Consider the following 13,761-nt stretch of genomic DNA (forward strand, 5'->3'; position numbering starts at 1 on the left):
TTGAATGGCACAACCTTGCTTATGGCGGGCCCGAAAAACGCAAGGCCGATCAGTGATCGGCCTTGCGCATGAATTGAAGCGTCAATTGACCTTCAATTTTTCCCGATTGCTTTCCAGAATCGCCTTGCCGATTCCCTTGACCTCGAGCAGTTCGTCCACTGACGAGAAAGCTCCATTAGTTTCACGATATGCAACAATTGCCTTGGCTTTTACCTCACCGACTCCCAACAACTCACGCTGCAACGTAGCCGCATCAGCCTTGTTGATATCGACCGTGGCAGTTTGTGGGGCAACAGCCGCAGTCACGACTGGCGCCGTGCTTGCTGCCTCCTGTTTCGACGCGGGAGCAGCAATTACACTGATAGAGGCGCTAGTCAGCAGGGCAAAAAGCAAGGAATAGAAATAATTTGCACGCATAAGTGACACTCCATGACACCGTTGATAGAGATACAGCTTTTCCGAAGCTGCCCCTCAAACTTAGGTCATGGTGATGCACTGTCAAAAAGGGATTAATTACAGATTATGTAATAGTAAAGCCTCATCCATCTGCTCGGTGTTCCGACTCACCGGCCCGATACTTCACCGCCAGGATGAGCAAAGGTACATAGGCCATGATTACCCCCAATCCTCCGTCCAGCTTCTGCATGGCGACGCACAGACCGATGGGTAACAGCCAGAGAAGGTTGATCAATGCAACGCCCAAGGTCACCGGGAAATGACTTCCCAGTTGGCGTGAAGCGAATTGATAACCATGGCTGCGATGAGCTTCATAGATACGCTCTCCACGTAAAAAACGCCGGATCAAGGTAAAGGTCGCATCAACGATGAACACCCCGAGCAAAATGCACCATACCCACAGGAAATCGGCGTTTCTCCAGGCGGCCTGCAGCGAAAGAATACCCAGCACAATCCCCAGGAAACCGCTGCCGATATCACCCATGAAGATTTTCGCCGGCGGGAAATTCCAGTACAGGAAACCCAGCGCGGAGGTGGCAAGCAGCAACGGCGGCCAGATCAGCTCGTCATATCCCGACAGCCAATAGATCAGGCAAATGCTCAGGCAGGATGTCACGGCTTCGACACTAGCAATCCCATCGATGCCATCCATGAAGTTGTAGAGGTTCAACATCCAGACCAGATACACCACCGCCAGCCCATGCCCGATCCAGCCAAGCTCTAGCGTCATGCCGAACACCTCGAGCGCCGGTAATCCTCCCAGCCAGAACAACGCCCAGAGACTACCCGCAAAATGTCCGAGTAAACGCCAGCGGGCTGCAATGGGCCGGTGATCGTCAATAAACCCGAGCAAAGCAATGCCAGCACCAGCGCCTGACAAGCTCCAGACCAGATTCTGGTTGATAGCGCCAAGCATTCCGGCCAAGGGCAAGGCAATAAGGAAGGTCAGGACGATGCCTACTCCGCCACTACGCGGTGTAGGAATGGAATGGGAGCTGCGTGCGTTCGGAATCTCCATCAGCCTGTGAGTAAGCGCATAACGAAGAAAAACACCGGTCACCGCCAGCGAGAGGATCGCCATGATCGGTAGCGACCACAAGAGTCCAATCCAGGGAAACCATAGGTCAGACGATGCTTGAAAGTTCAAGGTGTCGACTCCAACGGCATGTCGTGGCAGTGAAGTCTGGAACCATCATGCGGTCCCGGCTGACCACTTCAATATGTTTTTATTTTTGTAGTTGCGGAGCAGAACGTTTTTTCAGACGGGTCAGGATGGTGACCGCCCCGGCGGCGCTCGCTCCGTGTCAGTACAACCAGATACGGGTAAGCCTGGTCGGTGTTACTGCCCCTCAGCGTCAGCCAGAAAGCTCCTGGCGGCCGAGGGGTTTTATCGGTGCAACTAAGGCTCGAGACGACGTTGCTGATAAATCCAGTCGACAATCTCGCTGTCTGGAGTGTAGCCACTGACCGTGTCGCGCAACAGTTGCCGGACTCTCGAGTAATCATCCTGGTCGACCGCCAACAGCAACTCGCCCAGCCTGGCCTTCAACACATCCCAAGGCAGATAGTCTTCGTTGGCGCTCATGATCATTGGATGCTGTGTCGCCACGACGTTGTCGCCGATCAACAGTTCTTCGTAGAGCTTTTCGCCCGGCCGCAGTCCAGTGAACTCGACGGCTATGTCGCCGTGGGGATTCTTTTCGGAACGCAGGCTCAACCCCGACAGATGAACCATCTTCTCGGCCAGTTCGACAATCCTGACCGGCTCGCCCATATCCAGCACAAACACATCACCGCCCTGCCCCATGGAACCCGCCTGGATCACCAACTGGGCAGCTTCCGGGATAGTCATGAAATAACGCGTGATGCGAGGATGCGTGACCGTCAACGGCCCACCGGACTTGATCTGCTTGTGAAACAACGGAATGACCGAGCCGGAAGAACCCAGCACATTGCCAAAACGCACCATGGTAAAGCGGGTTTTATTCACCCGGGAAACATTGGCGTGTTCTCCGAACAATACCGGAGCCACCTCACGGCTCAGAGCCTGCAGCGTCATTTCGGCCAGACGTTTGGTACTGCCCATGACATTCGTCGGGCGTACCGCTTTATCCGTAGAAATCAGCACGAAGTTCGCGACATTCGCACGAAGAGCGGCCTGCGCCGTACTCAATGTGCCCATCACATTATTCAACAGGCCTTCAGCAATATTGTGCTCGACCATGGGGACATGCTTGTAGGCTGCGGCGTGATACACCGTATCCACATGCCAGGTTTGCATGATGTCGAGCAACTTTTCCTGATTACGCACAGACCCCAGGATCGGCAGTAACTTCACGGACAGCGACTCGCGCACGATACGTTGTTCGAGCTCTTGCAAGATGCTGTAGAGATTGAACTCACTGTGCTCGTAGAGCAGCATCGTGGTCGGGCGCAACGCAAGAATCTGGCGGCACAGTTCCGAACCGATCGAGCCACCGGCCCCCGTGATCAGTACCGACTGCTCCTTGATGCAATGTTCGAGCAACTCCTCTTGGGGGGGGACCGAATCGCGCCCCAACAGGTCGGCAATATCAACTTCTTGAATATCATCGACCTTGACCCGTCCGCTCGCCAGATCCATAAAGCCCGGCACACTTTGCACGTGCAGGCCGAACCCCTCGAGAAAACTCAGGATCTCTCGGCGGCGCGTACGATTTGCAGAAGGGATCGCCAACAGGATCTGCTGAGCACCGGTCACATCGATCATTTGCTGAATATGTTTGGGCTTATAGACGTGCAGCCCGGAAATCACTCGCTCGGCAATATTGCTGTCGTCGTCGATGAATGCCACCGGGCGCATCAGGCGGCCCATCCGCAAAGCAGCGACCAACTGGTTACCCGCTGCACCGGCGCCGTAAATGGCCACCTTCGGCAAACCGTCATCCCGGCTAGTAAAGGGAACATGCTGCGCGGCCGTGAACCAGTCGCCCAGGAAGTACTGGCGCATCGCAAGACGCAACCCACCGATCATCACCAGGCTTAGCCACCAATAGTTGAAGATTATCGATCTGGGTACCAGCGGTTGACGGCTGCTGCTCCAATACACGATCAGGGCGAGAATGAGCGCCGACAGGCTAACAGCCTTGATAATGGTGATCAGCGCATCGTTGCCGAAATAACGCATGACGGCACGGTACATGCCGAAGCGTATGAACAATGGGATGGCGACAACAGTGGCACTCAAAAATAACCAGAGGTAATCAGCAAAGGGATTGACCAGCTCATCGACGCCTAAACGAACGACAAAAGCCATCCAGAGGGCGAACCAGACGAGGACAACGTCAGTCACCACCTGAAAGGCACGCTTTTGCCGGCGCGTTAATCCCAGTAAAAAGGCTCTCAACTTATCCATAACACCTTGAACACCTCTATTACTCCTGAAATATATCTGGTGCCACACTGGGTGATCCCAAGAAGTTCCATTTTATGACAACAGGCAAGCCCGCTTTACAGCCCAGCAGCCGAATTCTTTTTGTGCAGGGAGCGGAAACCGCCCCACCGCACAACGTTGGCTAATAGTTACCGTGCGGCCAGTTGCATGACCTCTTTGAGCACCGAGCACGTTTTCTCGATTTCAGATGCCTTCAGCGTAGGGTGTACCAGGAACATGAGGCTGGTTTCACCCAGCTCTCGAGCAATCGGCAAGCGAGTCGCGGGGCGCCAGTCAGTATTGTCGAAGGCTTTTTCCAGATAGACCTCGGAACAGGAGCCGGAGAATACCGGGACTTCCCGCGCTGTAATCTCCGCGAGAATACGGTCCCTGTCCCACCCGTCCTTGAGCTGTTGCGGTTCCACGAATACATAGCACTTGTAGGCCGCATGAACACTGCCTTCGGGTATCGCCGGAGTACGCAGGCCATTCAGTTGGCGAGCGCAATCCCAAATCTGCTGTGCGTTCTGCAGGCGGCTTGCCTGCCAATCGGTCATGCGCTTGAGTTGAATCCGGCCAATCACGGCCTGGACTTCCAGCATCCGCCAGTTAGTGCCAAAACTTTCGTGCACCCAGCGGAAACCTGGTGGATGCTCGCGTTCATAGACAGCCTCCCAGCTCTTGCCGTGGTCCTTGAAGGCCCACATGTCTGCCCACAAACCGCGATCATTGGTGGTGACCATACCGCCCTCACCGCCAGTGGTCATGATCTTGTCCTGACAGAAAGACCAAGCACCGACATGGCCGATCGAACCGACAGGGCGCCCTTTGTACAGGGAACCATGGGCCTGGGCGCAGTCCTCGATAACCTTGAGATCGAACTCCTGCGCCAGCGCCATGATCGGGTCCATATCACAAGGCCAGCCAGCCAGATGCACACAGATGACCGCGCGGGTGCGTGGGGTCATTACGGCACGAATGGTCTGCGCAGTGAAGTTCTGCGAGTCGCGATCCACATCAGCGAAAACCGGAGTCGCCCCGGCATTGACAATGCTGGACACCGATGCGAGGAACGTACGGGAGGTGACGATCACTTCGTCGCCGGCGCCGATACCCAGCGCCTTAAGGGCCAGGTCCAGGGCGACCGTGCCGTTAGCCAGCGCAATGGCGTATTGGGTACCCGCCCATGCCGCGAATTCCTTTTCGAACTCGCGTCCTTGCGTGCCCGTCCAGTAATTGACTTTGTTGGACAGGATCACATCACGTACAGCATTGGCCTCTTCGTCGGAAAAGGAAGGCCAGGGAGAAAAAGGTGAGTTCAACACAACCAATACCCGTCAGTTTTCATTCGATAATATGGAGAGCTCCTCATGAGCTCCTGCTGTCTACAAAAAGCTGGGGGATGCTTTAAACACCGGGCCCCATTATCCGGGCAGGCACGCCTGCGACGATAACGTTGTCCGGCACGTCTTTGATCACTGCCGCACCGGCACCAATCATGACTTGCGCCCCAATGTTCACAAGCTGCCGCACACTGGCACCAATACCTACCCAGCTCAGATCCTGCACCGATACGCCACCGGCAAGCCGGGCACCAGGACTGATATGTACACAATCGCCCAGGCGGCAATCATGATCGACGCTGCAACCTGTATTTAGAATGGCCCCCGTGCCAACGATCGCATCAGCATTCACCACAGCCGCGGCAAACACAACCGACCCTTCACCGAGGCTGGCATACCGGCTGAAAGTACAGTTAGGGTGCAAAAGGCTTATCAGCCTGGCACCCATCGCCTTGAGCTGAGCGAGCTTGACCTGACGAATACGATTATTGCCGATCGCGACAATCACACCGTCATATAGATCCAGATTGGCCAGAAGCGCCGCGGTATCGCCCACAACATCCCAGGCACCATTGCGCCGCCGCTCGGGCCAGGCATCGTCAAAAAACTCGACAATCTTCCAGCCACAGCACTCAGCCGTATCCGCAACGACCTTGCCATGCCCGCTGGCTCCCAGCACTGCCAGCCGGTTCATCGCTTGGTCCCGGTAAACTTGGCGGCGGTGACTTCGCCTTCCGCGCTAATACCGTCACGGATAACGACCTTCTTGATCGTCAGGAAGATGACCTTCAGATCCAGCCATAACGACTGGTTATCCACATACCAGACATCCAGGTTGAATTTTTCTTCCCACTCCAACGCGTTCCGTCCATTGATCTGGGCCCAACCCGTCACCCCCGGACGCACCTCATGACGACGATACTGCTCGCTATTATAGAGCGGCAGATACTCCATCAGCAGAGGTCGTGGCCCTACCAGGCTCATATCGCCCTTCAATACATTCCACAGTTCAGGCAACTCATCCAGGCTGCTCGAACGCAGGAAGCTACCGAACGGCGTCATGCGCTCCGAATCCGGCAGTGGATTGCCCATCGCGTCATGAGCATCGCGCATCGTACGGAACTTGACCATCTCGAAGGGCTTGCCGTCCTTGCCCGGCCGGACCTGGCGGAACAACACGGGCGAACCAAGTTTCTTGCGGATCTGCCAGGCGACTATCGCCATGACCGGTGCCAGCAACAACAGGCCCAGTATCGAAGCAAGCAGATCGAACCCACGCTTGATCATCGGGCCACACCCTCCAGCCAATCGACAAATCGATCCGCCAGCTTACGACGATCGAACTCTCTGACCGCCAGCTCACGACCTCTCAGGCCTTTGGCCTTGAGTTCTTCACGGGCATCGGCTGCCTGTATCAGGGCATCGGCGAACAGCGATGGATTTTCCGGCGGCACGACAAAACCGCAATCTTCCTTGGTGATCATTTCGGCCAGCCAGCCTGGATAGTTATTCAGAACAGGCAATGCCGAAGCGATGTAGTCGAAAAACTTGTTGGGGGAGGTGCCGTAATAGAAAGCAGGAACATTAGCGAGCAACTGCAAGCCAAGATCTGCGCTGGCCATCAGACCGGACAATTTCGCTTTGTTCACCGGATCGTGAAAGATCACATTATCCAGCCCTTCCCTGGCCGCTCGCTGCTGCAGCGCCGGCTTCAGCTTGCCCTGCCCGATCAGCACCAGGCGGATATCGTCACGCTGGCGAAGTTTCAGTTCCTTCGCCGCATCCAGTACCGAATCCAGCTTGTTGGCAACTCCGTGGGTACCGGCAAAGACCGCCATCAGTTGATCTTTTTCCACACCGGCAGGCCGCCATGGCTCGGCGGGCGCATTAAAAATGTCGAGGTCACAGCCGTTGGGGATCATGGTGATCCGATCGCGTGCAACACCGCGATGGGCGATACCGTCGACAATACCCGGGGAAAGCCCGATAACTCGGTGGGCGGAACGATAGCTTGCCCATTCAAGCAGCGACATGGCAGACAGAATCAGAGGGTTGCGAATGACGCCCATTGCCTTGGGGAGTTCGGGCCAGAGATCGCGGACTTCGAATACAAACGGCTTGTTGCGCAACCAGCGGGCAAAGATACCGGGGATCCCTGCCGTCAATGGTGTTGTCGTGGCAAAAACCAGATCGTAACGCTCGGTCAGCGCCAAGCCGATACTGCGAAATGCAAATTTCAGGAAACTGAGTGTACGGGTGAACAGGCCATCACTGTTGGAGTACGCCAGATCGAACTCGATGATTTCGATTCCGTCGACGGTGCCCTTGCGTTTCCCTCCGACAAAAGGCCCTTCCAACCCTGTCAGCCCACCGCCGTAGCTACCGCATACCATGGAAACCTGATGCCCTCGAGCAATCAGGCGACGGGCCATTTCGTAGGAACGAATACCAGTCGCTCCTTTCGGAGTGGAAAAATGCTGATGAAAATAAAGAATTTTCATGTTTACCAGTGATACTCCGTAATCAAAACACCCGCCGAATCCACTTCTATTTCAAGCACCGGCACTTCAGTCTTCTGCAAGTAGTAACGAGACTCCCAGCCCTGAACCAGCTCCTGCCGGACAATCGACATGCTGCCCGTTACCGATATCCGGTGCGAACCGTTGCTCAATACGCCATCCGACATCTGCCAATCGCCAGGCTGCAAACGCCAGCGCAGAACCGCGCCGGCTTTGAACCCTTTGATCTCATCCCGAACCTGTAACCTGGTATCGCTCAGACGCACCTGGCGTGTATGAGAGGCACCAGCGTTGTCGCTATAGCTGGCACCGCAGGTAGTGGCCTCCGGTGTATCGCTCAGACCATCGACCTTGCGCGTACGCAACCAGTCGCCAAACAGGAAACGACTGAGTCTTGGCATCTGGTCACGCCCGTCGAATTGCACGGTGTTATGGCTGACGGTACCAGGGAAATAGCTCAGCCATTGAGCCGAGGTGTTATAGCTATAGGTTCCTGCGTCACGCAGCAGATTGAGGCCCGAACGCCAGAGATCCACGTGCAAGGCATCGGCCTGGCTGGGTCGAAAACGAAAGCGCGGATAACGCAGCACGGCAAGGGTGTCTACGCGTCGCAATAGTGCATATCCACCCTGGTCGAACAGCTGGCTAGCCGGGCGCTCGACAACAGCCGACGGCGCGGACAGCTGCAGCCACTGCAAAGGCAAATCCCACGCCCCTGGAGCCGCATAGGCTCTTTTTCCGCAGAACAGCGCCATGGCCAACTGAACCGCCGGCCTGAAATCGCGGTAGTCAGTGTCCGTCAGCGGCAACAGCCGCGCGCCATCATTGGCCCCTATGTTCGGCGCATCCCCGGAACTCTCGTCAACCAGCGAAAATAGCCAATTCGTAGCCGCGCGCGTCCTGGATTGAAAGGTTGCGGAGAAGGCCTCGAGTCCGGCCTTGATTCGCCAGACCTCGACCATGGAAAAGGTATCGAGCATGACCCGGTGATAATTGACCGAGTACTGGCTGAAACTACCGTCCAGCTCAATCAATCTAGCGGCACGGTTCTCCAGCCACCTACGTCCCAATCGCTGCCAACGCAGCCCTTCGGGATGATTGCACAGTGCCAGCCAGCTACCACCGACAAACAAGGCCGCAGCTTCAGAGGTGCCGTGATTGTTGTCCTGGGCCATCGCATAACTCAGCGTTGGCTCGATACGCTTGAGGTGCAGTCGGACAAGCTCCATCAACCCAGGCAACGGCGTCGACGACTGCTCGAGAATGATCGCCGTCATCGCCAGGTGCAAAACACGAATGGAAGCCTCCTGACCGCACTTCCAGTTCGGACCGCAATAAGGAGGGTTATTCTTGCACCAGTGCGTCAACCACTGGTTCAGCCGCTCCATCTGCGAGGCATCATCTGAGCAGGCTCGCTGAGCAAATGCCAGCGTCCAGTCCAGGCGCGACGCTTCCCAGATATTCTTGATGTCGCCAACAGCGGCATCAAAGTCAGGGATGCGCCACCACTCCCTTTCGGGATCCGGAACCCGAACCCCACTGAGCGGGTTCAGGTGCCAGTCAGGCGCATTGTCTGAAACAGGAATGGCCCAACACCCGTAATAGCGGGCCTGGGTATCCCATTGGGTATTGACGGGCAATGAGTTGGCGCGTCTAGCACTGGGCGCAAAAAAAGGCCCCTGAGGCATATCAGCGAAAAGACGTCTGACAGGGTTCAACCCGGTCTTGACCCCAAGCCGATACATCAATGCGCGAACCAGATTGCCGCCCCCTAGCGCGGCGGCAGTTCTGGCTTTAGTAATAAAAAGGCTCATTGCTCACGCAGGATCCGCGAAATCTCGATACTCACTCGCGCCACTTCGAAGATTTCATCGGAGGAGATCGGCGTCGCCTTACCAGACTCCACGGCAGCAAGGAATGCAGCCGCACACTCGCTTTGCCCCTTGTTCTGTTTCCACAGGTTGAGCTTGTTAAAGCCCGGCCAGCCGAAACCTTTCAATTTACGGAAGTTATCCAGTTGCAGAACACGGCCCGCGGCAAAGACTTCCACGCGCTCTTTTGGAAAGCTCGACGCACCATTGGCCAGGTAATGAATGGTACCGAAAGAACCATCTTCAAAACCCAGAATGATCGCAGCTTTATCTTCGGTGATTTCCAAGGCGTCCGTATCGCCCATTCTACGGGCCTGGATTGAAACGATTTTGCTACCGGCCAGGAAACGCATCAGATCAATGAAGTGGCAGGCCTCGCCGATAATACGTCCGCCGCCAACCGCTGGGTCCTGTGTCCAGTGATTCGCGGGAATAGCGCCGGCATTCATTGTCATGACAAAGGATTTCGGCTCTTTTACCGCTGCAAGCAAAGCTTTCATCTTCTGCACTTGCGGCGAAAAACGTCGATTGAAGCCCACCATCAGATGAGGTTTGAGGCCCTTCTCGACAGCACTCTGATAAGCCTGCTCAACCATCGCCAGCTCTTGGGTTTCGATGGCCAATGGTTTTTCGACAAATACGTGTTTGCCGGCCTCGAGCGCCTGAGCGACAAAACGAGCATGGCTATCGTGACGGGTGACAATCGCCACGGTATTGATCAGGTCGTTGCCCAGCATCGCCCCAATATCTGTCGATGCTTCCGCAAATCCGGCCTTGCTGCCGTGGATGACTCCGTTGATCCCACCTGCGGTCACGATCGTATGGAATTGCGCGCCTGCCGCCTTGAAAGCAGGAATCAGCATTCTTGAGGCATAGTTTCCAGCACCGATGAAACCCACCACGGGTTTGACCGGGTTGAAGCTCGCGACCGCTTCCGGTGCCAACACCACTTTCTTGATGTTGCGCTCAGCCGCACTTGAAGAATATTGCAGGATGATGCCCAGTGCGGAATTATCCGCCGTGAGCGTCTGATAAGCATCTGCCGCGTCTTCAAAGGCAAAACGATGGGAAATCAGCGAATCGACTTCCAGTTGGCCACTGGCAAGCATGTCCAACACAGCCTCGAAGTTACGTTGCTCAGTCCAGCGAACGAAACCGATCGGGAAGTCATTGCCCTGATCTTCGTATGTAGGGTCATAGCGCCCTGGACCGTAGGAGCATGAAACCTGGAATGTCAGTTCTTTTTCATAGAAATCGGCCCGATTCAGCTCCAGGCCAGTGACACCTACAAGCACAATGCGCCCGCGCTTGCGACACATATGCGCGGCTTGGGTGACCGGATCAGTCGACTTGGTGGAGGCGGTAATGATAACGCCGTCAACACCTCTGGAACGGCTGAACATCATACCGGCGGCAACAGCATCCTCGCCCTTGCCCGGATTGCAGGTTTCGGCACCGTAGCTACGCGCCAAGGCCAGTTTCTGGTCATCAAAATCGATGGCAAGCACACGGCAGCCCTGGGCGCGCAAGAGCTGGACGGTCATCAGACCGATCAGACCAACGCCGGTGACGACAAAGGCCTCTCCCAGCGTCGGCTGAGCCAGCCGGATACCTTGCAGGCCAATGCTGGCCAGGACGGTAAACGACGCTGCTTCGTCACTGACCGAATCCGGAATGACGGCACAGAGGTTTTTCGGAACGATCACCACATCGGCATGAGGACCATTGGAAACGACTCTGTCACCTTGTTTGAAACCGGAAACATGATTGCCTACTGCCGCGACAACACCGACGTTGCAATATCCCAGCGGCAAAGGTTGCGCCAGCTTCGAGCGAACGGCTTCTACAGTGGTTGCCAAACCGTCGGTCTGGACCTTCTGCAGAACCATACGGACCTTATCGGGTTGCTGACGGGCCTTTTCCAGCCAGTTAGCCCGGCCAAAGCCCACAAGCATGCGCTCCGTGCCAGCAGAAATCAGCGTATTGGTCGTGTTGATCTGTAAAGCGCCACTACGAACAGTCGGGGCAGGCGCATTAACCAATGACGTCTCACCGCTAGCCATATTCTGAACAACCTGCTTCATGCATTCGTACCAATAAAGTTAAAAATTTCACTCATCACTGAGAATCTTGTGTCTAGCCGCCTAGATTAACATCGGTTCATACAATCCGTATTTACACAGAGCCCCTGATTCCCGCGCAACCTTGGTTGCGCGGGGCCTCGCTGCTGTCAGCGATCAAGGGCGAAGTTGCCATCAAGGTACTGTTTGCACCACAACTCCATACAAACGATGCCAAACAAGGTGTAGGCCGCATCAATGCGCCCTGAACGATCAGCCTCGATCAGGCGCGCGACCGCTTGCGGATCAAAAATTCCTCGCTGAAGCAACGAGGCTGGAGACAGCACTTCATCGACCAGCGGCTTCAATCGCCCCTGCAACCAGTTGCGCAACGGCACACCGAAGCCGGTTTTAGGCCGGTAAATGATGTCGTGCGGCAGATAAGGTTCCATCGCTTTTTTGAAGATCCATTTTCCTTCACGGCCTTTCTGCTTGATGTCGGAAGGCAACGAACCCGCCAAGCGCACCAGATCCAGGTCGAGCAATGGCACACGCACTTCAACGCCCGCGGCCATCCCCATCTTGTCGGTGTAATTGAGGTTGTGATCCGTGAGGAAGTGCTTGCACTCCAGGGTGAGCATCTTGTCCAGCGGAGTCACGTCGGAAGGCAAACGCGAAAGTGTCTCACGCATCGGCGCAAACAGATCGTCCGCCGCCAACTGGCGACGCAGATCCGGTGCCAATAGGCCGTAAGCCTGCTCGGGCTCCAACCAAAGGAAATAACTGATCAGGCGATCGTCGCTTGGAAGATCCGCATAACGAAAAGCCTTCCCGAGACGCCGGGACAGTGGCGACGACGCAGGGAGCAGATTGGAGGCATTGGCAAGCACCGACCGAAGCGGTTTAGGCAACCCGCCCCACCACCGCTCCTGGGCCAAGGCGAAATGCCGACGATAACCGGTGAAGATATCGTCTCCGCCCGCACCGGACAGCAGCACCTTGATACCGTTCTGGCTCGCCAATTCAGAGATAAACAAGGCATTCAGGGCAGCCGGGTCCGGAGTTGGTTCATCCAGCAGATAAACCATCTCAGGCAGTCGGTCCATCATTTCATCGCCAACGCCGACCACATGCAGATCCACATCCAGGTGCTTGGCAACTTTCTGCGCATAAGGAAGATCGTCAGCAAACCCTTCATTTGACGTGGCGCCATTATCGATACGGATACTGAAACACTGCAGTCGTCCCTTGTTCTGCATCTCCTGTGCAGCAAAGGCGACTATCGCACTGGAGTCCAACCCTCCGGACAGAAAAGAGCCCAGCGGGACGTCCGAAACCAGCTGTCGCTTGACTGCGGTCCTAACCGCGTCAGCCACCTCGATAGCAACATCATCGACTTTCTTCGCCAGTTTCTTTTCCGCAATAGGCAACTCGTAGTAAAACCAGCTCTTTTCAATACGTCCATTACGAACGCACAGTGCCTGCCCTGGAAGAACCTTCTTGATATCCCGGACGATTGTTTTCTCTCCCGGCGACCATAAGAAGCCGAGATGAGCCAGCACAGCCCGCGGATCGATTTCGGTGGTACCAAAACCACTGCGAATGAGCCCTTTCATTTCACTAGAAAAAGCAAAGCAGCCATCACCGGAATGGATATAAAGAGGTTTTACACCAAGTTGATCGCGCGCCACCCAGAGCGTATTCGTGTCCCGCTCCCAGAACACAACGGCAAAAATACCGTTCAGCCGATTCAAGCACTCAATGCCATAACGACAAAACAATGCAAGCAACACCTCGGAGTCGGACTGGCTGGAGAAAACATCTCCCGCCGCCTCCAGATGGGCTCTCAGTTCGCGGAAGTTATAGATTTCACCGTTGAAGACCATGACCACACGGCCGTCTGCCGAAACCATGGGTTGGTGTCCGGCAGACGTCGTATCGAGGATAGACAGGCGGACCTGTCCCAACCATACGCCCACATCAGTGTCAGCCCAGATCCCCTTGTCATCCGGACCACGACGTCGAATGAAAGAAAGTGCCGAAGAGAAATCAATGGACTCTCGCGTCCCGTTATGTATGTAGCCCAGAATTCCGCACATA

General features: G+C 55.7%; 10 protein-coding genes. All 10 read right to left on the minus strand.

Annotated elements, in window-relative coordinates; translation table 11 throughout:
* Positions 1–81: 81 nt before the first annotated feature.
* Positions 82–417 carry a ComEA family DNA-binding protein gene (locus tag BM019_RS00710; protein WP_092417387.1) on the minus strand — a complete coding sequence of 112 codons (336 nt, stop codon included), beginning with the start codon at positions 415–417 and terminating at the stop codon, positions 82–84.
* Positions 418–538: 121 nt separating this feature from the next.
* Positions 539–1,564: an MraY family glycosyltransferase gene (locus BM019_RS00715; RefSeq protein ID WP_092417744.1), complete on the minus strand. Its 1,026-nt coding sequence runs from the start codon at positions 1,562–1,564 to the stop codon at positions 539–541.
* Positions 1,565–1,855: 291 nt separating this feature from the next.
* The gene (locus BM019_RS00720; RefSeq protein ID WP_009044988.1) at positions 1,856–3,850 is read right to left on the minus strand and encodes a polysaccharide biosynthesis protein; all 1,995 of its coding nucleotides are present in this window, start codon (positions 3,848–3,850) and stop codon (positions 1,856–1,858) included.
* A gap of 167 nt (positions 3,851–4,017) precedes the next feature.
* Entirely contained in the window at positions 4,018–5,193 is a 1,176-nt protein-coding gene (locus BM019_RS00725) for a DegT/DnrJ/EryC1/StrS family aminotransferase (protein ID WP_009044989.1), read from the minus strand.
* Positions 5,194–5,275: 82 nt separating this feature from the next.
* Positions 5,276–5,905, minus strand: a complete 630-nt coding sequence (locus BM019_RS00730) for an acetyltransferase (RefSeq protein WP_009044990.1) — start codon at positions 5,903–5,905, stop codon at positions 5,276–5,278.
* Positions 5,902–6,498, minus strand: coding sequence for a sugar transferase (locus BM019_RS00735; RefSeq protein ID WP_009044991.1), 597 nt, complete (start codon positions 6,496–6,498; stop codon positions 5,902–5,904). Before BM019_RS00735 ends, BM019_RS00730 begins: the two co-directional genes overlap by 4 nt.
* On the minus strand, positions 6,495–7,712 hold the full coding sequence (locus tag BM019_RS00740; RefSeq protein WP_009044992.1) for a glycosyltransferase family 4 protein: 1,218 nt from the start codon (positions 7,710–7,712) through the stop codon (positions 6,495–6,497). Before BM019_RS00740 ends, BM019_RS00735 begins: the two co-directional genes overlap by 4 nt.
* A 2-nt stretch (positions 7,713–7,714) precedes the next feature.
* The gene (locus BM019_RS00745) at positions 7,715–9,544 is read right to left on the minus strand and encodes a heparinase II/III family protein (protein ID WP_092417388.1); all 1,830 of its coding nucleotides are present in this window, start codon (positions 9,542–9,544) and stop codon (positions 7,715–7,717) included.
* Complete coding sequence (locus tag BM019_RS00750; protein ID WP_009044994.1) at positions 9,541–11,685, minus strand: bi-domain-containing oxidoreductase; 2,145 nt, start codon at positions 11,683–11,685, stop codon at positions 9,541–9,543. Before BM019_RS00750 ends, BM019_RS00745 begins: the two co-directional genes overlap by 4 nt.
* A gap of 146 nt (positions 11,686–11,831) precedes the next feature.
* Positions 11,832–13,760, minus strand: a complete 1,929-nt coding sequence (gene asnB, locus BM019_RS00755; RefSeq protein WP_009044995.1) for an asparagine synthase (glutamine-hydrolyzing) — start codon at positions 13,758–13,760, stop codon at positions 11,832–11,834.
* Between the last annotated feature and the right edge of the window lies 1 nt (position 13,761).

It is taken from the genome of Pseudomonas sp. NFPP07 (genome assembly GCF_900115645.1).
GTDB lineage: Bacteria > Pseudomonadota > Gammaproteobacteria > Pseudomonadales > Pseudomonadaceae > Aquipseudomonas > Aquipseudomonas chlororaphis.